We start from the raw sequence: 20,155 nt of genomic DNA, 5'->3' as shown, positions 1-20,155 counted from the left end.
CCTTATGATGGAATCCATAGTTTCGCAAAATCAAAATAACCGAACAAGTCGACACAGACGTCCTTCAGCTCGACCGGGAACGGAATCGTTCGCTCCTCGTTATAGAGCGGGATGAAGTACGACTTCTCTTTCAACTCGCGTTCAATCTCCCGGTGCAGCGGCAACCAGTCCTCAAACGGCAGGTCATCATATTGCCCGACCCGCTCCGCCATCCCCTCTATATAAGGGAACACTTTATGCGGGGGCGAGTACTCGTTCGTCATGAACTGTTCAAACCCGAGCGTGATGTTCCGCTCGAACACTTCCCCGTGAACGACCAAATCGACGTATTCATAATACGTCTTGTCATGAATCGAATCTTTAAAGCTGATGGGCACGAACTCATAAGCAATGCCGTGACGCGTCAACATCTCGGCAATCCAGTCGGTCGTATCGTTCGTGAAGTCCGTCTGTTTGATTCGAATCGGTCGGTCGAACGTGACGGGTGTTCCTTTTGGAATGCGATACGTCTCGCTCAGCGAACCGAGAAACCCTCGGACGTTCGGCGTTCTCCGTTCATTCCGTGTCCCGATCTCCGGTCGAATCTCCGCAATCAATCGATGCATATAATGTCTCGCTTCTTCATTGGCGAACACACTATTCGGGTGACTGTTCAAGATGACAAGCCCGAACCCGGACGGTGTCGAGATGTGTCCGGTTTCTTTGGAATCCCTTGATAAGATGCGATACGTCGGATCATATCCGTCCGGCACTTTGATGAACTCGACCCGGTCGAGGAGCGCCCGCACCCCGAAATAATTCTCGAAGGCGAGGAGGACCGTCTTCTCCTTGTCATGGCGATCCAATTGAAACGGCCCCGTCCCGACACTTCCTTTAGCGATACTCGTATGAATCATCGACAGTTTCGGGATGTACGAATTCCGACGCCGGTCGAGCGTGACGTCGACGCGATACGTGCCGTTCGATGCGATATGCCGGACGTGCCGATACATATAGCGATACGCATCTGACTGAACGAGCATGCGCAGACTCTTCGTCACATCTTTACTCGTCATGAGCGACCCGTCATGGAAACGGACCCCTTTCCGAAGAAACAAGACGAGCGTACTCCCCTGCCATTCATAGTGATGCGCAAGTTCCCCCGTGACCTCCCCGGACGCGTCAATCATGAACAGACGATTGAAGACGTTCTGGACGAGGTGGGCACTGTGGATATCAGCCGCCTCGAGCGGATGTGTCGTCAAAAAGTGTCGGCGTCGCGGGATGATGAGCGCATCGCTCGACGTCTGGACGTAACCGAACTTCTTCTCGAGCTGGCGCATGAACCGTCCCGCCTGTGCCGGCGACCAGTCCCACTCCAGTTGATTCGTCACTGCCTCGACCGACTCTTTCTCCATGCGTTCAAGCAGCTGTTTGGCTAAATCACGCTCGACGTGACGCAACCATTCGAGACGCGTCAAATTCCCCCGTCCACGTCCGCTCGTATACGTGAGCCACCCTTCTTCTTGCCACCGTGCCAAATGACGCTTCGTCTGTTTCGGGCTTAAATGAATGGCTTCCGCCATATCGGAAATCGTGTACGCGCCGTCCCGACACTCTTTCCACAATCGAAATAAATATGCATCCACGTCACATCCCCCCTTTAAAAGTGGACATCATTTCCCCATGTCGTCCATTTTTCAAATCCGTTGTCTTGTTTATCATACAGGTACAGAATGGAAGGTGACAAGATGAAATGGAAAGATATACCTAAACCAATAAAAGTTCGACTCGTGACATCATTTTTCAACCGTTCGGTCTCATTCGCCATCATGCCGTTCATGGCACTTCTCTTTGTCAAAGCGTTCAACGAATGGATCGCGGGCGTCTTCTTGATCTCGCTCGTCTGTCTCGGATACGTCATCGGGTTGATTGGGGGCTACCTCGCCGATAAGTTTTCACGGAAGCGACTCCTCGTGTTGACGGCAAGTCTCACGGCATCGATGTTTCTCGTCATGACGCTCAGTCTTCAGTTCGACCAGATGATCGTCTTTATGATTGCCTATACGATCTTCACGGTCACGAACAACCTCGGGCGACCGGCGATGAGTGCCATCATCATCGATGCGACAACGCCTGAGAACCGAAAAGCCGTTTATGCGCTCGATTACTGGTTGATCAACTTATCCATCACAATTGGGACGGCACTCGGGGGCTGGCTCTATGTCAGCAATCAATTGTTACTATTTTGGATTTTAACGTTCACGTCGAGCATGCTGCCGATCGCGTACGCCATCTTCCTCGAGGACACGAAACGGACGTGGACCTCTCAAAAACTTCGCCTCGTCTTCGTCGACGTGTTCCAAAGTTATCAAATCGCCTGGCGTGACCGCCCGTTCGTCAAAGTCGTCTTCGGCTCGATGTGTATCCTCGCTGCTGAGTTCTCAATGGGCAGTTATGTCGCGGTCCGGCTCGCCGATTCATTCGAACCGCTCTCGATTGAATCATGGACAATCAACGGGGTGCGGATGATGAGTCTCATTCAAATCGAGAACACGCTCATCGTCGTCGCGTTGACATTCTTCATTCAACGTCTCGCCTCACGTTTCTCAAACAAGCATACGCTACTCGGCGGACTCGCGTTGTACACGATCGGGTACGCCGTCATCACAAGCGCGAACTCGATGATGCTCCTTCTCGGTTTCATGCTCATCGCAACATTCGGCGAATTGTTGTACTCACCGGTACTGAACACGGAGAAGGCGAACATGATGCCAGAAGACCGCCGTGGTGCGTACTCTGCGTTTGCCGGGACCTCGTTCGCCGGTGCCGACTTCTTATCACGTTCGACGATTTTGATTGGGTCGCTTCTCACCCCGTTCATGATGAGCGTCTACATCGGACTGTTGGTCAGCTTCGGCTGTTTCCTCGTCTATAGCGGCATCTATGTAAAAGAAAAGCTCGTCCTGCGACGAGCCGCGTCCTAAATCAAACCCATCCTTTCTCAGTGGAAGGATGGGTTTTAGTCGAGCTGCTGTTGGTGCATCGCATAGATCAAGGTCAACGCCCGGATGCAGAAGATTGTCGAGAAGCCATAGATGCTCAGCTCGAGCAACGAAACGGATGGATATTGTAGGCCAAGCGAGACCACATATCCTACCAAACAAAGCAAGACGACAAGTGTGATCGTCCACTCATCCGACTTCCGCTTCATCTTCTCAGCCAACCCCTTCTCTTCTTTCTCTACGCGTTCATGCTGCCAAAAGTAAAAGAACACTGCATACATCGCAAACGAGATTCTCGGAACGTCGCCTAAGAGTAAATCAAAAATGATGAGACCTAAAAATAAGTATGTCCCTAACTGATAGCCGCTCTGCATTTGAAGACGCGAACGAAGTGATCCGTTTGACCCCCACTTCATAATCCAATCACCGCCACGGTCAATCCACCGTAGACGAACCCGAGTACGATGGCACTGATTGCCATACGTTTATATTGCGGATATTGATAAAGGGCAACCGCCCCACCAACGACGTGTACGAAAGCAACGATGAACGTCAAAATCGGAAAAAGCATAAAGAACCTCTTTTCTTTTTAGGAAATCATGGAAACAAATCCATTTTCCGATATACTTGAGTGCGAACTCATTATAACAATTATGGATAGGGAGTTGGAGTCCTATGAATTATTCGCGTATGGATTTGACGACAGAAGAAATGTTACTCGTGAACAGCGAAGTCGAAAAACGAAAACGTAGCTTGCTCGTCGCCTACTTGCTTTGGTTTTTCCTCGGTGCATTTGGTGCGCACCGTTTCTATTTCAAAAAAATCGGTTCAGGAATCGCCATGTTCCTACTCGTCGTCTTGACGCTCGGTCTCGGTGCATTCATCACAGGCATTTGGGCACTCGTCGATGCGTTCCTCATGCCAGGTTGGCAACAACGGGAAGTCGAGCAGATTGAGCGCGAGACGATTGAGCTGCTTCAAACACGCTCTGATCGCTATACAGGTTTTTAATCAAAAAAGACGATTGAGGCATATCGCCCCGATCGTCTTTTAATGTTCTGTTAAGTAGAAGGCGAAGTCCCGTGATTTTCGCTCTTTCACCGCATTATGAATCCAGAGCCACGCCAACCCTTCCAACTCACGAGCAAGCTTTAGCCCGTGGAGCGGATGCGTATCGAAGCCGATCTTGTTCGATAGTTCGACGACAAGCCGCACCGCTTCCTCATCTTCACCCGCGACGAACATGACGGAGCCATCCGGATCACCTAAATTCTCGACCCCTGTCTGATTGAACGCCTTCACAACTTTCGTATCAGGAATGAGTCGTTGCAAATATTCCGCACCCGACACCCCGTCCGGTCGCTCGACCTCGTTAAACTCGATCGCGATCGGATTCGTCACATCGATCAATACTTTCCCATTTAGTCCGTCAAGTGTCGGTATCAGATCGACTGCGGCCGCGAACGGTGTACAGAGAAATAGAACATCGCTCGTCGAGGCGACCTCTTGTAAGGTCATTGTGCCTTCTCGCTCCGTCCGTGTCCCGTACAGCACCTCATAGCCCGCTCGTTCGAACTGCTCCCCGAGCGTGCGTCCCACTTTCCCGGCACCTAAGATCCCGAGTTTCATGATTCACAGCTCCTCGTCTGTCCGCGTGACCGTTCCTCCGAACTCTTCTGCAAGCCCGTCTAAAATCGATGGGTCGAATTCTTCTCCGATCGCCATGACCCCGGTCTGACCTGGTTCGATGTTACCGACCGTCCGTTTGAACGTGTCTTGGATGCCTTGTAAATGTTTTACGTCTTTCGTGCCGCCAATGAGACCACCTGTGAGTGTCCCGAACAGGATACCGAACGGACCTCCGAGGATTCCAACCGCCATCCCGATGAGCGCACCTTTCGTCGACTTATTGACCGGTGCGAGCTGTGCCGCATCCTCAAACGAGAACGCCCCGTTCTCTTCACGCTTGATGACGACCAATTGTTCAAAACCGACGAGCCCATCCGAATGGTACTTTTTCAGCTTACTGAACGCCTGATACGAGATTGCCTCTTCTGGGAACGTGAACGTGACGATGTGATACGGTTGTTTTTCCTTTTTAGCCATGAAAAATTCCTCCTCTTAGGTAGAAAACATGACGCGCACTTACCCTACTCTTTTTCCCTGCTTTTCCGTAAAAAAACCTAGTCCGCAGACTAGGTTCAGGTCGGTCGTTTTTCATTCAACTCATAGTGCGAATACGGTACACAGAGCGGTGTCCCGTATAGCGGATCCTCGGTCACCACGACTTTGAGACCGAATACGTCTTTCATGAACGTCTCATCGACGACATCGTTCGGACTTCCTTCGCGATACACGTTACCGCCAGCTAATGCGATGACATGATCGGCATAGCGACAGGCCAAGTGAAGATCGTGAAGTACCATGATGATGGTCTTTCCTTCCAATCGATTCAATCGATACATCAAATCTAAAATTTCGATTTGGTGCGACATGTCCAAATATGTCGTCGGTTCATCGAGCAAAATCGTCTCCGATTCTTGAGCGAGTGCCAACGCGATCCATACCCGTTGCTTTTGTCCTCCGGAAAGGTTGCTGACGAGCGTGTCACGGAGCGATACCGTATCGGTGAAGGCGAGTGCCCGCTCGACGGCCCGTTCATCGTCTTCCGAATATCGTTTGAAGAACGTCTGGTACGGATAACGCCCGAATCGGACGAGTTGTTCGACGGTCAATCCATCCGGTGCCACGTTCACTTGTGGCATGAATGCCATAAGTCGAGCCGCCTCTTTCGCCCGATACGAATCGAGCGGTTTGTTCCGAAATGCGATTTCTCCGCCCAGTGCATCTCGCTGTCTCGCAAGCGTCGAGAGGAGCGTTGACTTCCCGCAGCCGTTCGCGCCGAGAAGGACGGTGATTTTCCCATGTGGGATGGAGAAGGATAATTGATCGAGCACCGTCTTCTGTTCGTATCCGATGGTTACGTGGTTCAAATCAAATGTGTTCATCTCATGCTTCCTTTCATCATCCGTCGAAGTAAGTAGAAGAAATACGGTGCTCCAATGACGGCTGTCATCACGCCGGTCCGTAGTTCATACGGATAAAAAATCGTCCGAGCGAGTACGTCCGCCAACACGACAATCGTCGCCCCTACAAGCAGCGTCGCCCAAATGTAAGGGAGCTTCAACCCTTGTCGAGCGATATGAGGTGCCATCAACCCAACAAAACCGATTGCACCGACAAAGGCGACACCGATTCCGGCGAGTAAACAGGAAAGCAACAACGTCCCACGCTGAATCCCGCGTACCGGTACGCCGATGCTCGTCGCTGTCGCTTCACTGATATGAAGCGGACGAACATGACGTTCAATCAAGAAGGCTGCCAGCAAAAAGAGAAGGACGAATGGCACCATAATCTTCAATTGATTCCACGTCGCGGCGTAGACTGTACCGGTGAGCCATTGTTGGATATCATTCTTTCGGTAAACGTTCGAGGCGAGCATCATGAACTGAACGATCCCTTGCGAGAAGATGCTGATTCCGATCCCAACAAGTGCTAGCCGGACAGGTGGGACTCCACGTTTCAACAAATAGAAGAGGAACATCCCGACAACAATCGCCCCAAGGAACGAAGCGATTGGGATATAGGCGAGCGGCACTGACAGCTGATTCGTTCGCTCATCCGAGAAAACGGTGAAGAACGTAGCCGTCGCAACCCCTGCACCTCCGACAATCCCGAAAATCTCCGGGGATGCCAGTTCGTTTTTGATTGTCAGTTGTAACAAGTGACCGCTGACGGCGAGACTTGCGCCGGCAGTGATTGCCATCAACACACGTGGCATCCGAAACTCGAAGACGACGAGCTGCTCGAATGCATCCCCTGCTCCGATGAACAGGGCAGCGAGTGAGGCGGGACTAAGGAATGTGTCACCGATGGCGAGCCCGAAATAAATCGACACGAGCAATCCAACGACAAGTAGAAGCGCCAACTCGATTTCACGCTTCCGGAGCGTGAACGAGACAGGACCTTTTCGAAAGCGATATGTTTTCATGATTTAAAGACTCCTTGTCTGACACTGACGAGATAGATGAAGAATGCCCCACCGATGACGGCGAGTACGACCCCAACGGTCACTTCGCGTGGGAACAGGATGATACGTCCCAGAATATCCGCCGCAAGCAACAGGACGCTACCGATGAGGGCACTTCCGGCGAGACGAGCGAAAAAGGCCGTCCCGAACAGATATTTCGCCAAATGGGGAGCGAGCAGACCAACAAATGCGATTGGTCCGGCAAGTGCCACCCCGAATGCGGAGAGCACTACGGCGAGCGTCACAGCGACGAACTTGATGATGCCGACATTTTGTCCGAGTGAACGGGCGACCTGGTCTCCGAGCGATAACGTCTCTAACTCTTTACTGAGCAAGAGAACGAGAATGACCGCCGCCGCCATCCATGGCAACAACGTCTCGACGAGCGTGAGCGATCGTCCGGCGACCGACCCGGTCAGCCAGAACAGCACCTCATCGAGCGCGCCTTCCTCATACGCGATGATCGACTGGGTGAAGGAACTGAATAGAGCGGCAAGCGACGCCCCGGCAAGCGTCATATACATGACGTTCCCTCCGTTCGCACTCAGTAGATAGACAATCACGCCGGCAATAAACGCTCCGATGAGCGAGGCTGTTGTGAACGAGGCGATACTACTGAACCCAAAAAGCGTCACGAGCACGATGGCCAGACTCGCTCCGGCGTTTACCGCCAAAATATCAGGAGATGCGAGCGGGTTGCGGGTCACGAGTTGAAAAATGAGCCCGGCGAGACCTAGGACACTACCGACGAGTAGCGCGACGACCGTCCGTGGGATGCGATTGTCGGCTAACGCAATCATCGCTTGAGATGACCCGTCCGCTTGGAACGTCATCACATCTTGATGGCTGACCGCAATCACACCGACGCGCAAGGAGATATAACTTAAGATAGGTAAACAGATGATCAAGAAAAGTAATTTGATCCAAGGTTTTTTCATGTCCTCACTTCTTTCCTTTCCTACCATAGCAAATATTGCGTTCCATAAAAAGGGGTTGACAGTGAGAATCATTATCACTTATAGTCAGGAAGGAAAATCACCTACATAGAGGAGAATGGTAATGAAAAAGTGGATGCTCGCGTTACTTACGCTTTGCTTAACCGTCGTCCTCGCTGCTTGCGGCGGGTCTGACGATACAGAGAACGATACAAGTTCAGAAACGGCGACTCGCTCGATTGAGCACGCGACGGGGACGGCGGACGTACCTGAAAACCCGGAACGCGTCGTCGTCTTGACGAACGAAGGGACAGAAGCCCTTCTCGCCCTCGGCGTCAAACCAGTCGGAGCCGTCAAATCATGGAACGGCGACCCGTGGTACCCGCACATTGAGTCCGAGATGACAGACGTCACGGAAGTCGGGACAGAAAGCGAAGTCAATCTAGAGGCCATCGCAAAATTGAAACCCGATCTCATCATCGGAACGAAACTTCGTCAAGAGAACATCTATGACAAATTAAACGCCATCGCACCGACGGTCATGTCAGAGACGCTCAAAGGTGATTGGCAAGAGAACTTCACCCTTTATGCGAACGCACTCAACCTAGAAGAGGAAGGCAATCAAGCGTTGGCCGACTACGAACAGCACGTCGAAGATACGAAAGCGGAACTCGGAGACGCCGTGAATAAAGAACTCTCGGTCGTCCGCTTCCTTCCTGGCGAGTCACGCATCTACTTCAATGACAGCTTCTCCGGCGTCATCCTTAATGATGTCGGCATCAAACGTCCAGCGTCACAAGACAAAGCGGAATTCGCTGAGCCAGTCGCGATGGAACGAATCCCAGAGATGGCGGGCGACCACATCGTCTACTTCACATATGGTGGGGCAGACGGGTCGAAGACAGCCGAAGAATGGCAATCGAATCAGTTGTGGAAAGACCTCGATGCTGTCAAAGCAGGGGAAGTGACAGAAGTCAGTGATGACATCTGGAACACGTCTGGTGGCGTCTTGTCTGCCAACCAAGTGCTCGATGAACTCGTCGACATCTTGAAATAAACAGTAGCGCATCAATTAAATTGATGCGCTTTTTCATACACTCATATGGTAAAATTTACATATCAACTCATAAGGAGCTTTACTATGCAACGAACACTTCGAAAGTCGGCGACGGACCGCTCTCTGTCAGGAGTATGTGGTGGAATTGCTGAATACTTTGGTATTTCTTCAATAGGAGTTCGACTCATCTTCTTGATTCTACCTGGGAGTTTCCTGCTTTATATGATTTTGACGAATTCCATGAAAGATGCGCCACGTTATCTATAAAAAACGCAGAAGCCATGCAGCTTCCGCGTTTTTTTGTTAGGCATTCACTTTGTCTTTCATCGCTTCAAGCGCTCCGCTGTTCAGGAAGTGCCATGGCTTGTTGTAGTGCGGTTGGAAGAAGAAGTCGACATAGGCGAGCTCTTCAATCGTCATCTCGTTTTGAATGGCGAGGGAGAGCGTGTTGACCGCTTGCGTCAAATCCGCTTTCGATAACACTTGTCCACCGACAATACGATGTGTCCCTTTTTCATAGACGAGTTTGAATTCGACTTTCTCTGCGGTCGGCATGAACTCCGGACGATACGCGTCCTCGATGACGACACTCTCCACTTCGACTCCGAAGAGTGCTGCCGCTTCTTCCGTCAAACCAGATGACGCGATATTCCAGTCATAGAGTCGAAGTCCCGACGTTCCTTGTGTCCCTTGGTAGCGGACGCGTGGTTGCATCATGTTCTCCGCGACGAGTGTTCCCATGCGGACAGCGTTCGTCGCAAGTGGGATATAGGCGTGTGTACGCGCCGGGTTATAGTAGACGGCACAGCTGTCCCCTGCTGCAAAGATATCTGGGTTGCTCGTACGCATATATTCATCGACGATGATGGCACCATTCCCGAGCATATCGACCTGTCCTTCTAAGAGTCCCGTGTTCGGACGGAATCCGACACAGAGAATGACGAGATCCGCTTCGAATTCACCTTTGTCTGTTACGACATGTGTGACATTTCCGCTCGTTCCACGGAATGCCTCGACCGTCTGACCGAGTTCGAGGTCGATTCCGCGACTTGTCATATCCGCTTCCAATTGATCCGTGAACGACTTGTCGAGATACTTGTTCAAGATGCGGTCGGCACTATCGATAAACGTGACATGTTTTCCGTATGCTTCGAACGCTTCGACGAGCTCGACCCCGATATAGCCAGCCCCGATGACGGCAATCTTCGTCGCGTCTGTCGCCCGCTCGATGATGCGTTGGGCGTGCGCGTAGTTTTTACAGAGCTCGATTCCATTCATTTCGATCCCCGGGAGCGTCGGGACGATCGGCCATGAACCCGTCGTGACGATCAAGCGGTCATACGTGTCATGCACGTCTTCACCGGTCTCAAGATTTTTAGCGTGGACCGTCTTCGCTTCGGAGTCGATCGACAAGACGTCATGTTTCATGCGCATCGTCGCACCGAGTTCTTCAAGTTCACGTGGTGACGAGTAGAATAACTCTTCCGCACGTTGGACGACACCACCAACGTGGAGCGCAATCCCACACGAGAGGAAGCTAACGTTATCGTTCCGCTCGTAAACGGTGATATCGAGATTGTCGTGCTTGGCGAGTAATCCTTTGACTGCTGCTGTTCCTGCGTGTGTACATCCGATGACTGCGATTTTCATATGAGTCGTCTCTCCTTTTATGTTAAACAATACGTTTCGTTTTATATTGTGATAAACATCACATTTACTTCTTGACCTTAGTGTACTATTTCACAATATAAGAATCAATGACTTTGCTCACTTTTTCACGTAAAAGTGTCTAAAGTTTGAACAGAAAAAATCCGCTCATTCTCATGACCGGACTCGCCGCTTTTTCAATAATAGATGATAGATTATTACAAATAGATGCACGATCAAACCGAAGACGTTCATAGCGAGCCCGAGGACCGCCCACCACAATGCTCCCCATCCGTATCCAAATGCCAGATTGCCAATCACAAGTACATAGCCACTTACAACCAGTAATGTACCGATCAGGAGTAACACGGACCGTCTTCTTTTCTGCCGCATCACGTGATAGATGGATAGCACCACTCCTAGTGTCAATCCAAGAAACAACAACATCAAAAAGGTCAAATCACTCATTCTCTTTACTCCTCCCGTTTCAAACGAAAAATAGTGAACGTCAAGTAGACAAGGAGACTTCCACCGTATAGGAGCAAACCGTATACGAACCAACCCATTCCATCAAATCCTCTTATGTATCCCACTCCGACGAGCATCATACAAAAACCAATGACCATACTCACAAACGAAATCGTGAGAACCTTATCCGTTTTTGACAGGAACAGATGTCTTCCAGTCCCAATGGATATCCCTGCAAAGATCAACATCATGATTGTCTCAAATCCGTACCATTGCCACCACATGACCCACACCTCAAATCCCTCTTTTTTCCATATTAACATGAGTGAAGGGCTCACAGGTATGTTGAAAGTAAAAAGACCACCCGCTCATGCGAATGGTCCGAGTACTCATCGAACGGTGAACGTCTTCGTTACGCTTCGACCTTTCGGTGTCACGAGACGAAGCGTGAGCTGCGTCCCTTTTCGTTGCGGTGAAAAACTGAGAATCGTCGAAGTCGTTTTTACTTCTTTCTCTGCGAGAACGGTCGTCCCACGCATCAGCGTGAGTGTACCGTAAGCCACGTTTGACGTCGCACGCAATGTCTTCGACGCACTTGAAGGAATGGTCGATGACAATGTCGGAGCCGGTCCGACCGTCACGGTCTTTTTCTGAATGTGACGATACGTCCCTTGCTGACTCGTCAACGTCACGACACTTCCAACCGGTTGTCGACTGAATCGTAGCGTCACACGGCCTGTACTGCTTGCCGTTCCACTGGCGATTGTCTTCGTACCGCTCTTTAGTGTCACCGTACTGTTCGGTAGTACATACCCGACCCATAACGACTTTTCGTCGTTGATGGATAGCGTGGACAGCGAGGTCTTTGGCAATTCCACTGTGACTTCACGGGATTTTGATCCGACAGAGGCACGGACACGAATCGTGTCACCCGGTTTCGCCGGGATGGTGTACCGTGTCGTTGATAACCGTTTTGGTGAAACGGCCACACTATTTACGTAAAAACGAACCGGGGCCACACTTGTCTTTTTAATCGAGAGTGTCGCCTGTGTCTTCGTCATCATGACGTCCGTGACACTCAAAACAGGTGCGAACGCGCGAACCGTCTTCGTCAATTCGTAAGTGGCATCGCGATACGTGCGTTTGACACGAATCACATCGCCTTCGCGTAATGGCGTATCGAACGTATAAGGCATCGAACTCGTCTTTGTCACAAGGATGTCATTCCGATAAACTTCATATGCTTCATTTGTGCTAGACGTTACATCAATCGATTTATCGTACATCAATGGTGTCCGCGTCCAAGTGAAGATAGGTGCATCATACGTCGCCTTCACTTCCGCAAGACGGAACTGTGAGGCAGGTGCATCCTGTAACTTATAGTATATTTTTGTCCCAACACCAAACCACATGTGAGAAAATGATTTGATTTGAAGCATCCCATCCTCATTTACTTGCTCACTCCAGGCTTCATAACCGCGTTCGCTACGGGCAACGATGTCAACGGTAGCCTGTGGCGTGGTCTGTAATGTCACACCTGATTTTACAGAGTTCGTTACAAGCGTGATGTCGTTCGGTAAAGTATCTTCACTTTCTTTTACCGTCACCAGTTCAATTGGATTGGCATATACACTTGATGGGCTTCCGATTTTTACGGTCACACGCGATCCTGGTGCGAACCAGCGCGTCGGTTGCCAAGTGAAGCGTCCCATCTCGTCTGACTGAACCGTTTTCGACTGATAGTTGACCAATGAATCTAGTGAGTCGGTGTACTGAGAGGTGCTTTTCGTCACACTGACGAATACTGGGGTGTTCGGTGCCGTTGTTCCTGTGATGGGTCCCAAAACACCTGTTGGCGGATCGAGTGTGAGCGGAACATAGTTAGATGCTACAAAGTCTTCTGTTCGTTCTAACCCGTTCCATCTAAATTCAAAAGAATATCCGCCATTCGTGTTCATCGTCAACTTACCTTGTTCCCAAACAAAAGGTTTCTTCTCAGAATATCGATACGTTGCCGACAATTCTGTCCCACTGACAGGAATGGATGTTCCATCAATCAGTTTAGCGGTTCCGTTCACTTGATAGGATTGGTTCACTTCATATCGTGTCGTTGTTTTCGGTACATCGATCAACAGTTGTCGTGGCGCTTTCCAAAATGACTCCGGCGTATACCCTGCCGTCACATCATGGGATAGCACATACCAATCTCCTCTTAGATTAACAAACGTATCATCCACCGATGATTCTTTCCATTCTCCAGTGGCAACATTGTAACTCACGTAATACGTATCAAACACTTTCCGCATCGTGAAGTAGTAAATCCCGTCTTTCCACAGGAGATTCGTGACAGATTCCGCCTCTTTTTCAATCCAACGTTTCGTGGTCAAATCAAAAATTCGGAGATGTGAGTCGGTGGACATCTTGACCACTAATTGATTCGCTTCTTCGATATATTGGGCAGATCGTACCTTGTCCGTATATGTTCCAAGCGTTTCAAGCGTTTCTCCCGTGATGGCTCGTTTCGTGATTTCACCGTTTGCGAAGACTAGGACCGTGCCGTCAGCAAGAAGGTCGTACGATTCGTATATACTTTCCGTATTAAACGTTCCGAGAATCTCACCCGTCAATGAAGTGACAGAATACGTCGTATGTCCTTTCCAAAGAATCATTTCTAAATCCTGATTCACAGCATGAAGATAATCGAGACCACTACTCGAATCATTCGGGAATGACGTCATCGCATCGTTAATCGGATCCCAAATGATGACCTCGCCATATGCATCTAAAATGACGCGACCGTCTCCGAGTCCAACGATATTGTGTTCAACCGACACGCGGACGGGAAGTGTATACACTTTTCCTGTGCGCATATGCACAATCGTCTCTGGGTCGCCCGATCGCCATACATATTCACTGTTTGATACAACACTTCCCGTTGGCAGAACGTCCGCTTTTGCCGCTCCTTCTGCAAAGGCATCCATTTTTGGTCCAATCAACAATATGAGTACGACGAGCGTACTCCATAACCACTTGTTCATCTGCTTCCTCATTTCTGTTTATGTATACATAAGTTTTCAAAAAACATCCATTTTTGTTGAATCCCTTCTAATTTTAAGATGTTTTCTCAAAAATGCATAGCCCTAATATTCAAAAAAGCACCGCGTCATAATTTGACGCAGTGCTCACTTTTCATTCATCTGTTTCATTATATCCATCTGTTCTTGCACCATCGCCTCTTTTTCCCGGCGCAGCACCCCTTTGTAGGTGATGCGTGAAATCGATAAACTGATTTCGTATAGGAAGAAGAGTGGTAACGACACCATGAGGTGCGACGTCAAATCCGGCGGTGTGATGAATGCCGCGATCACGAATAGGGCGAAGTATGCGTACTTTCGAATCTTTGATAAGAAGTACGGGGTCACGACACCGATTCGGGTCAAGAACATCATGACGACCGGCAGTTGGAACAATAGACCGAACGGAATTGTCAGCTGCAACAAGAACGTGAAGTAATTGTTGGCCCCGATGATTTGTTCGAGTCCGAGGTCTTGCCCGAGGTCCGTCGAGATATCAAGGACGAGCGGGAACAACCAGTAGTAGGCGAACGCAAGACCGATCAAGAACAGTCCGAAGATGATCGGGATATAGGCAAGTGTGCCTTTCCGCTCATTCGGATGCAGACCGGGTGCGACAAACGCCCACACTTGATACAGTAGAAATGGGCTCGCCGCGATCAGACCGATGATGAGCGCCAAGTTCAAGTAAATCATGAGCGGGTCCGCGACCCCAAAGGCGTTCAGTTCGAGCCCGCGTTCGACGAGGTCTTTTTGCAAATACGCGAGTACATATTTGACACTCGGCAAAGCCATCAAAAAGAAGGCAAAGACGACAAATGCAGATAGCATCAGTCGTCTCCGCAGCTCTGTCAAGTGATCGGTGAGTTCCCGCTCTTGATCAGGTTGATGATTCATGGCTTACTGCTCTTTCTTTTCGATAGCTTTCTTGTCGTTCTCGTCGTGCTCGTTCATCATGCCGTTCGTTGCATTTTTGAACTCACGAAGCGTTTGTCCGGCCGCGCGACCAAACTCTGGCAATTTCTTCGGTCCGAAGATGATAAGCGCGATGATGGCGATGATGAATAGACTCGCCCCACCCGGAATCCCGACGACGAGTGATGATGCTAGTAATTCCATTATTGATGGACCCCCTCAGCGGTTGGATAGTGTTGCATAAAGTAAATGAGTGACTGCAGCTCAATCGACAAATCGATATGATGGACGCGAACCGTATCCGGTACAGTGAGTCGTGCCGGTGTGAAGTTCAAGATGCCCTTGATGCCGAAACGCACCAAGTCGTCTGCGACGGACTGCGCATAAGCAGAAGGTACCGTCAAAATAGCGACGTCGATCTTGTTTTGCTTCATGATTTGTTCCATCTCATCGACGTGATGAATTGGGACGCCTGACATCGTCGTGCCGACTTTTGTCTCGTCTGCGTCGAACCCGACGACGATATGTGTGTTATTGTTTTTAAGGAAGTTATAGTTGACGAATGCCGTCCCAAGGTGACCGACTCCGACCAAGGCGACATTCGTAATCTCGTCTTGATTCAGTGTCTTTCGGAAAAAGTCTAACAGATACTGCACGTTATAGCCATATCCCTTTTTACCGAGCGCACCGAAGTACGAGAAATCACGGCGAATCGTAGCCGAATCGACCTTGACCGCCTCACTCAGTTCTGCTGAAGAGACACGTTGTTTCCCTGAAGCATGCAGGCTTTGAATAAATCGATAGTATAGTGGCAACCGTTTGGCTGTCGCTTGTGGAATCTTTGGTTCGTTTTGACTCAACGGAAAGAGCCTCCTTTTTACGACACGTTACAAACGAATCTGAATTTCATACACCTTGATTGTAAACGAATTCACATGACCACTCAACGAATATACCTAAAATCGCTGAAAAATACAGTATACTAAATAGAGAGAAAGGGGTTTTTTCACTTGATCCTACTGCAAGTCAACAACTTATCCAAATCCTTCGGCGTCGAGCCGATTTTAGAAAATGTCAAACTCGAAATCCAGGAAGGCGAACGCGTCGCCCTTGTCGGTCGTAACGGGGCCGGAAAGTCGACGCTTTTGAAAGTCATCGCTGGTGAATACAACTATGACTCCGGGGACATCATGAAGCCAAAAGACGTCACGATCGGCTATCTCGCCCAAGACTCAGGGTTAGAATCCGACGAGACGATCTGGAATGAGATGCTCACCGTCTTCACGGACTTGATCGAGCAAGAGAAGACGCTCCGTCGCATGGAGGCTGACATGGGCTCCGAACGGATTCTAAACGACGCCGCTGCGTACGAACGCCTCCTCTCCTCTTACGATGAAGAGCAACATACGTTCAAAGAGCGTGGCGGTTACCAATATGAAGCGACCATCCGCTCGGTCCTTCACGGGATGCGCTTCTATCCGGACGACTTCGAGCGTCGAATCGACACACTCTCCGGGGGACAACGGACACGTCTCGCCTTGGCGAAGATGCTCCTTCAAAGTCCCGACCTGCTCATCTTGGACGAGCCGACGAACCATTTGGACATCGAGACGCTCGCCTGGCTAGAGAAGTACTTGAGCGGCTATAAAGGTGCCGTCCTCATCGTCTCCCACGATCGCTACTTCCTCGACCGCGTCGTTTCGGTCGTCTATGAGTTGTCACGTCATCGGAGCCGCCGCTTCGTCGGGAACTATACGAAGTATCTCGAGCAGAAGGCGGCCCTCTACGAACAAGAGAAGAAGCAGTTCGAGTCGCAGCAAGAAGAGATTGCCAAGATGCAGGACTTCATCCAACGAAACATCGCCCGGGCGACGACGACGAAACGTGCACAAAGCGTGCGGAAACGTCTCGAGAAAGTCGACCGACTCGATGCTCCGGATGGTGACGAACGCAGTGCCGTCCTCTCGTTCTCTATCAAACGCCAGAGCGGGAACGATGTATTGAGCGCGAGTGACCTCGCCATCGGATACGAGGAAGCAATCGCTCAAAATCTCCGTTTCCAACTGCAACGCGGGGAGTCCGTCGCGCTCGTCGGTCCGAACGGGGTCGGGAAGTCGACCCTCCTCAAAGTGTTGACGAAACAACAAGCCGCCCTCACCGGTGAGATCCGTTACGGGACGGGCGTCGAAATCGGCTACTACGACCAGGAGCAACAAAACTTGTCTGACGCGAACCGTGTCATCGACGAGATTTGGAACGACTGGCCGCTCATGCGCGAGCAAGAAGTTCGGAGTCTGCTCGGACAGTTCCTCTTCAGTGGCGATGACGTCATGAAGCGTGTTCATGAACTATCCGGTGGCGAACGGGCACGACTCACCTTGGCCAAGCTGAAGCTCGAGCAACCGAACCTCCTGATCCTGGACGAGCCGACGAACCACTTGGACCTCGACTCGAAGATGATTTTGGAGAATGCCCTCCTCGACTATCCGGGCACGATTCTCTTCGTCTCGCATGACCGCTACTTCATCGATCGACTCGCGACGCGTGTGCTAGAGATCACACCGAACGGCATCGACGAGTATCTCGGAGACTATTCGTACTACGTCGAGAAGAAAGAAGAACTCGAGGAACTGGCGCGACTCGCCCGTGAGGAGACGAAGCAGGTCGTCGTGAAAAAACAACGCGCCGATAAGGAACAACAGCGAGAAGAGCGCCGCATCAAACAGCGCATCGAAGAGATTGAGCAAGCGATTGAGCAACATGAGAATCGTCTTGATGAGATCGAACAGTTGCTTTGTGAGCCGGACGTCTTCAACGACTTCGCCCGTGCACAGGAGTTGTCGACCGAATCGGACGCTGCGAAAGAATCGATTACCGCACTTTATGCGGAATGGGAGGAACTCCATACATGATGCGTACCCGTGCCATGCGAATCGAGTTCATTCAAGCGTTCCTCACAGGACTGGCCTATATCGTGCCGACCGGGACCGAGTTCGTGTCTGAACTCATCCGTGGGGAGCCGACGATTGTCCCGTCTATTCTCTTTTACTTTTTACCGGTCGTCATCGGCTTCATCATTCAGACGTGGCCAGGGATACTACTCAGTCTCTTCAGTGGTCTGCTCATGAGCACGCTCTTCATCCGTGTCGTCGTCTGGCCGGTCGATGTGACCGTTCACACGTTTTATGCGCCTGGATCGGTGTGGGCCCACTTCTATGAAGAGACGCTCTTCATGTGGATCCTCGCCCTTCTCGTGTTCATCGTGAGTCGTATCAATACGTGGCATCGAGAGAATTATCGACAACCAAAAGCATAACAAAACCACGTCTTCTGTTTGAAGACGTGGTTTTGTTTGTACAATCAACGTTATCATTGAAATTGATAATCATTTTCAATTAGCCTGTTGTTGAGGTGATGACAATGAAACTATTGATTGGGTACGTGAGCATGTCTGGCAATACGGAAGACATCGCGAATCTGATTCGACATACATGGCAGGACGCAGGACACGATGTATCGATATCTGACGATTTGGAATCCTTACGTATCGAGCAATTCGCCGAATATGATGCAGTCATACTCGGTACGTACACGTGGGGAGACGGAGATGTTCCGTATGAGGCCGAGGATTTCGTATATGATTTGGAAGAATCGTCGCTAAACGGTTTGCCGTGTGCCGCCTTCGGTTCAGGGGACACGGATTATCCCAAGTATTGTGCAGCCGTCGATACCGTCGAGCAAGCCTTTCAAACTGCCGGTGGACACGTTCTTGTTCCTGCGCTCAAGATTGAATTCGACCCGGATACGGATGAAAAAAAGGAAGCATGTCTCGCGTTCGCCCATACATTCCTTCAACAACTTGAAGCACTCAAAAAGGTTCAGCCTCGTGGCTGAACCTTTTTGTTAGAAGTAACGTAGTGGTTGGAATCCGATTGTATGGAAGTCGAGCTTCGTCCCGTCTTCAGCGATAAAGAAGACAGCCTCGTTCGTGTCGACGTCACGTGTGAACACTTTATAGAACGTCATCGGCTTTTCGCCATTCGTCACATAGCGTGCTTCATGCGTCGAAATGACTTGTGCGAACAGTTGCTGTTCGTCGAGCTCCTCAATCAAATCATCAAACTTCGCCGCTTCTTCTTCTGTTGCCTCGCGACCCCGCTCGATTTCATAATAAGCATCGCTCGCTTTTGGTTGTACCCCGAGATTGCGATCGACGACGATCACACGCTCCGGCTCTTGGTCGACGACACTTGTGTAGCCATATAGTGACTTGATGAGCGTATTCTCTCCGGTCACGCGACCGATACCTTCTAATGCCTCTTCTCCAGTGAGTGACTTCACTCGTGTCTCTTCTGGAACAATCTCCTCTTGATAGGCGATATTGTAAGCGCGGATAATCTCACGTACTTGTAAGAACGTCGCAACGACGAGTAGTACGATGAGCCCTCCGATGATGATGCGTTTCGTCATGTCTCTATTTCCCCCTAGACTGTCATGCTCTCTTCTAAGGATAACCCAGGAACCGCGTTCATCGCTAGTGTATCGCGCTTACCGCGCACATACGCGTGATGTGCCGCCACCCCGATCATGCCCGCATTGTCCCCACACAGGTCAAGCGGTGGAATGACGAGTTGAATTCCTTCAGCTGTAGCAGCTTCCTGAAGTGCTGCGCGGAGGCCACGGTTCGCCGCGACACCACCCGCGACAAGCAGTTGCTTCGCCCCTTTTTCCTTCACGGCACGAATCGCTTTCTCGACGAGCACTTCGACGACACTCGCCTGGAAGCTCGCCGCCAAGTTTTCAGGGATGACCGTCTCTCCCCGTTGTTCCGCATTGTGTACGGCGTTGATGACCGATGACTTCAAGCCACTGAAACTGAAGTCGAAGCTACCCGGTTCGAGACGAACGCGTGGAAAGTTGTACGTGTCTTCCCCGACCGCTGCCAGGCGGTCAATCGCAGGACCTCCCGGATATGGGAGACTGAG

At 50.5% G+C, this 20,155-nt stretch carries 24 protein-coding genes; 7 read left to right on the top strand and 17 right to left on the bottom strand.

What is annotated here, in order from left to right; translation table 11 throughout:
* Positions 1–2: 2 nt before the first annotated feature.
* A complete protein-coding gene (locus tag IRJ25_RS13855; protein ID WP_269318528.1) occupies positions 3–1,628 on the bottom strand; it encodes an ABC transporter substrate-binding protein in 1,626 nt (541 codons plus the stop codon).
* 102 nt (positions 1,629–1,730) lie between these two features.
* Between IRJ25_RS13855 and IRJ25_RS13850 the strand changes: the two genes are divergently transcribed.
* Positions 1,731–2,966 (top strand): MDR family MFS transporter, encoded by a 1,236-nt coding sequence (locus IRJ25_RS13850; RefSeq protein WP_168169827.1) that lies wholly within the window; start codon positions 1,731–1,733, stop codon positions 2,964–2,966.
* Positions 2,967–3,001: 35 nt separating this feature from the next.
* On the opposite strand, the gene IRJ25_RS13845 is transcribed toward IRJ25_RS13850, so the two are convergent.
* Entirely contained in the window at positions 3,002–3,400 is a 399-nt protein-coding gene (locus tag IRJ25_RS13845) for a hypothetical protein (protein WP_269318525.1), read from the bottom strand.
* Complete coding sequence (locus IRJ25_RS13840; protein WP_031424520.1) at positions 3,397–3,555, bottom strand: hypothetical protein; 159 nt, start codon at positions 3,553–3,555, stop codon at positions 3,397–3,399. Before IRJ25_RS13840 ends, IRJ25_RS13845 begins: the two co-directional genes overlap by 4 nt.
* A gap of 104 nt (positions 3,556–3,659) precedes the next feature.
* Here IRJ25_RS13840 and IRJ25_RS13835 point away from each other — a divergent pair, with 104 nt between their 5' ends.
* Positions 3,660–3,995 (top strand): TM2 domain-containing protein, encoded by a 336-nt coding sequence (locus IRJ25_RS13835; protein ID WP_031424518.1) that lies wholly within the window; start codon positions 3,660–3,662, stop codon positions 3,993–3,995.
* Between the two features lie 39 nt (positions 3,996–4,034).
* Here IRJ25_RS13835 and IRJ25_RS13830 read toward each other — a convergent pair whose 3' ends face one another.
* From IRJ25_RS13830 to IRJ25_RS13810, 5 genes are all read right to left on the bottom strand, one after another.
* Positions 4,035–4,613 (bottom strand): NADPH-dependent F420 reductase, encoded by a 579-nt coding sequence (locus tag IRJ25_RS13830; RefSeq protein WP_269318524.1) that lies wholly within the window; start codon positions 4,611–4,613, stop codon positions 4,035–4,037.
* A 3-nt stretch (positions 4,614–4,616) separates the two neighbouring features.
* Positions 4,617–5,090, bottom strand: coding sequence for a hypothetical protein (locus IRJ25_RS13825; RefSeq protein ID WP_031424514.1), 474 nt, complete (start codon positions 5,088–5,090; stop codon positions 4,617–4,619).
* Positions 5,091–5,185: 95 nt separating this feature from the next.
* Entirely contained in the window at positions 5,186–5,992 is an 807-nt protein-coding gene (locus tag IRJ25_RS13820; RefSeq protein ID WP_074034811.1) for an ABC transporter ATP-binding protein, read from the bottom strand.
* Positions 5,989–7,035, bottom strand: coding sequence for a FecCD family ABC transporter permease (locus IRJ25_RS13815; RefSeq protein WP_074034812.1), 1,047 nt, complete (start codon positions 7,033–7,035; stop codon positions 5,989–5,991). The genes IRJ25_RS13820 and IRJ25_RS13815 overlap by 4 nt, the downstream gene beginning before the upstream one ends.
* Positions 7,032–8,012 (bottom strand): FecCD family ABC transporter permease, encoded by a 981-nt coding sequence (locus IRJ25_RS13810; RefSeq protein WP_269318523.1) that lies wholly within the window; start codon positions 8,010–8,012, stop codon positions 7,032–7,034. The genes IRJ25_RS13815 and IRJ25_RS13810 overlap by 4 nt, the downstream gene beginning before the upstream one ends.
* A gap of 121 nt (positions 8,013–8,133) precedes the next feature.
* Here IRJ25_RS13810 and IRJ25_RS13805 point away from each other — a divergent pair, with 121 nt between their 5' ends.
* Together IRJ25_RS13805 and IRJ25_RS13800 are read left to right on the top strand one after the other, a co-directional pair.
* Positions 8,134–9,066 (top strand): ABC transporter substrate-binding protein, encoded by a 933-nt coding sequence (locus IRJ25_RS13805; protein ID WP_269318522.1) that lies wholly within the window; start codon positions 8,134–8,136, stop codon positions 9,064–9,066.
* 84 nt (positions 9,067–9,150) lie between these two features.
* The gene (locus tag IRJ25_RS13800; RefSeq protein WP_074032578.1) at positions 9,151–9,333 is read left to right on the top strand and encodes a PspC domain-containing protein; all 183 of its coding nucleotides are present in this window, start codon (positions 9,151–9,153) and stop codon (positions 9,331–9,333) included.
* Between the two features lie 36 nt (positions 9,334–9,369).
* Here the strand turns inward: IRJ25_RS13800 and IRJ25_RS13795 are convergent, their stop codons facing one another.
* From IRJ25_RS13795 to IRJ25_RS13765, 7 genes are all read right to left on the bottom strand, one after another.
* On the bottom strand, positions 9,370–10,716 hold the full coding sequence (locus IRJ25_RS13795; RefSeq protein WP_269318520.1) for an FAD-dependent oxidoreductase: 1,347 nt from the start codon (positions 10,714–10,716) through the stop codon (positions 9,370–9,372).
* Between the two features lie 171 nt (positions 10,717–10,887).
* Entirely contained in the window at positions 10,888–11,181 is a 294-nt protein-coding gene (locus tag IRJ25_RS13790; RefSeq protein WP_269318519.1) for a hypothetical protein, read from the bottom strand.
* Between the two features lie 5 nt (positions 11,182–11,186).
* Complete coding sequence (locus IRJ25_RS13785) at positions 11,187–11,465, bottom strand: hypothetical protein (protein ID WP_143404743.1); 279 nt, start codon at positions 11,463–11,465, stop codon at positions 11,187–11,189.
* Positions 11,466–11,570: 105 nt separating this feature from the next.
* Positions 11,571–14,219 carry a hypothetical protein gene (locus IRJ25_RS13780; protein ID WP_269318518.1) on the bottom strand — a complete coding sequence of 883 codons (2,649 nt, stop codon included), beginning with the start codon at positions 14,217–14,219 and terminating at the stop codon, positions 11,571–11,573.
* A 144-nt stretch (positions 14,220–14,363) separates the two neighbouring features.
* Positions 14,364–15,152, bottom strand: coding sequence for a twin-arginine translocase subunit TatC (gene tatC / locus IRJ25_RS13775; RefSeq protein ID WP_074034821.1), 789 nt, complete (start codon positions 15,150–15,152; stop codon positions 14,364–14,366).
* A 3-nt stretch (positions 15,153–15,155) separates the two neighbouring features.
* A complete protein-coding gene (tatA, locus tag IRJ25_RS13770) occupies positions 15,156–15,374 on the bottom strand; it encodes a twin-arginine translocase TatA/TatE family subunit (RefSeq protein ID WP_034770678.1) in 219 nt (72 codons plus the stop codon).
* Positions 15,374–16,030 (bottom strand): redox-sensing transcriptional repressor Rex, encoded by a 657-nt coding sequence (locus tag IRJ25_RS13765; protein WP_015880579.1) that lies wholly within the window; start codon positions 16,028–16,030, stop codon positions 15,374–15,376. The genes tatA and IRJ25_RS13765 overlap by 1 nt, the downstream gene beginning before the upstream one ends.
* A gap of 150 nt (positions 16,031–16,180) precedes the next feature.
* On the opposite strand from IRJ25_RS13765, the gene IRJ25_RS13760 reads away from it, so the two are divergent.
* The 3 genes from IRJ25_RS13760 (at position 16,181) to IRJ25_RS13750 (ending at position 19,064) form a co-directional block, all read left to right on the top strand.
* On the top strand, positions 16,181–18,082 hold the full coding sequence (locus tag IRJ25_RS13760; RefSeq protein WP_074034823.1) for an ABC-F family ATP-binding cassette domain-containing protein: 1,902 nt from the start codon (positions 16,181–16,183) through the stop codon (positions 18,080–18,082).
* On the top strand, positions 18,079–18,486 hold the full coding sequence (locus IRJ25_RS13755; protein ID WP_215244425.1) for a hypothetical protein: 408 nt from the start codon (positions 18,079–18,081) through the stop codon (positions 18,484–18,486). Before IRJ25_RS13760 ends, IRJ25_RS13755 begins: the two co-directional genes overlap by 4 nt.
* A gap of 104 nt (positions 18,487–18,590) precedes the next feature.
* Positions 18,591–19,064, top strand: coding sequence for a flavodoxin (locus tag IRJ25_RS13750; RefSeq protein WP_074034828.1), 474 nt, complete (start codon positions 18,591–18,593; stop codon positions 19,062–19,064).
* Positions 19,065–19,073: 9 nt separating this feature from the next.
* Here the strand turns inward: IRJ25_RS13750 and IRJ25_RS13745 are convergent, their stop codons facing one another.
* Entirely contained in the window at positions 19,074–19,640 is a 567-nt protein-coding gene (locus IRJ25_RS13745) for a hypothetical protein (RefSeq protein ID WP_074034830.1), read from the bottom strand.
* A gap of 14 nt (positions 19,641–19,654) precedes the next feature.
* Positions 19,655–20,155, bottom strand: a 501-nt coding sequence (locus IRJ25_RS13740) for a Kae1-like domain-containing protein (RefSeq protein WP_331283393.1), incomplete at its 5' end; no start/stop codon positions are given.

The sequence above is a fragment of the Exiguobacterium sp. KJ 601 genome (assembly GCF_027161185.1).
Taxonomy (GTDB): Bacteria; Bacillota; Bacilli; order Exiguobacteriales; family Exiguobacteriaceae; genus Exiguobacterium; species Exiguobacterium profundum.
The sequence above is the reverse complement of the archived record's forward strand: the minus strand, read 5'-3'. Positions and strand labels throughout refer to the sequence as shown.

What these genes read in the sequence shown, in the direction of transcription:
- IRJ25_RS13850 (WP_168169827.1), top strand. Translation starts at nt 1,731, where the DNA reads ATGAAATGGAAAGATATACCTAAACCAATAAAAGTTCGACTCGTGACA.
- IRJ25_RS13845 (WP_269318525.1), bottom strand. Translation starts at nt 3,400, where the DNA reads ATGAAGTGGGGGTCAAACGGATCACTTCGTTCGCGTCTTCAAATGCAG.
- IRJ25_RS13840 (WP_031424520.1), bottom strand. Translation starts at nt 3,555, where the DNA reads ATGCTTTTTCCGATTTTGACGTTCATCGTTGCTTTCGTACACGTCGTT.
- IRJ25_RS13835 (WP_031424518.1), top strand. Translation starts at nt 3,660, where the DNA reads ATGAATTATTCGCGTATGGATTTGACGACAGAAGAAATGTTACTCGTG.
- IRJ25_RS13830 (WP_269318524.1), bottom strand. Translation starts at nt 4,613, where the DNA reads ATGAAACTCGGGATCTTAGGTGCCGGGAAAGTGGGACGCACGCTCGGG.
- IRJ25_RS13825 (WP_031424514.1), bottom strand. Translation starts at nt 5,090, where the DNA reads ATGGCTAAAAAGGAAAAACAACCGTATCACATCGTCACGTTCACGTTC.
- IRJ25_RS13820 (WP_074034811.1), bottom strand. Translation starts at nt 5,992, where the DNA reads ATGAACACATTTGATTTGAACCACGTAACCATCGGATACGAACAGAAG.
- IRJ25_RS13815 (WP_074034812.1), bottom strand. Translation starts at nt 7,035, where the DNA reads ATGAAAACATATCGCTTTCGAAAAGGTCCTGTCTCGTTCACGCTCCGG.
- IRJ25_RS13810 (WP_269318523.1), bottom strand. Translation starts at nt 8,012, where the DNA reads ATGAAAAAACCTTGGATCAAATTACTTTTCTTGATCATCTGTTTACCT.
- IRJ25_RS13805 (WP_269318522.1), top strand. Translation starts at nt 8,134, where the DNA reads ATGAAAAAGTGGATGCTCGCGTTACTTACGCTTTGCTTAACCGTCGTC.
- IRJ25_RS13800 (WP_074032578.1), top strand. Translation starts at nt 9,151, where the DNA reads ATGCAACGAACACTTCGAAAGTCGGCGACGGACCGCTCTCTGTCAGGA.
- IRJ25_RS13795 (WP_269318520.1), bottom strand. Translation starts at nt 10,716, where the DNA reads ATGAAAATCGCAGTCATCGGATGTACACACGCAGGAACAGCAGCAGTC.
- IRJ25_RS13790 (WP_269318519.1), bottom strand. Translation starts at nt 11,181, where the DNA reads ATGAGTGATTTGACCTTTTTGATGTTGTTGTTTCTTGGATTGACACTA.
- IRJ25_RS13785 (WP_143404743.1), bottom strand. Translation starts at nt 11,465, where the DNA reads ATGTGGTGGCAATGGTACGGATTTGAGACAATCATGATGTTGATCTTT.
- IRJ25_RS13780 (WP_269318518.1), bottom strand. Translation starts at nt 14,219, where the DNA reads ATGAACAAGTGGTTATGGAGTACGCTCGTCGTACTCATATTGTTGATT.
- tatC (WP_074034821.1), bottom strand. Translation starts at nt 15,152, where the DNA reads ATGAATCATCAACCTGATCAAGAGCGGGAACTCACCGATCACTTGACA.
- tatA (WP_034770678.1), bottom strand. Translation starts at nt 15,374, where the DNA reads ATGGAATTACTAGCATCATCACTCGTCGTCGGGATTCCGGGTGGGGCG.
- IRJ25_RS13755 (WP_215244425.1), top strand. Translation starts at nt 18,079, where the DNA reads ATGATGCGTACCCGTGCCATGCGAATCGAGTTCATTCAAGCGTTCCTC.
- IRJ25_RS13750 (WP_074034828.1), top strand. Translation starts at nt 18,591, where the DNA reads ATGAAACTATTGATTGGGTACGTGAGCATGTCTGGCAATACGGAAGAC.
- IRJ25_RS13745 (WP_074034830.1), bottom strand. Translation starts at nt 19,640, where the DNA reads ATGACGAAACGCATCATCATCGGAGGGCTCATCGTACTACTCGTCGTT.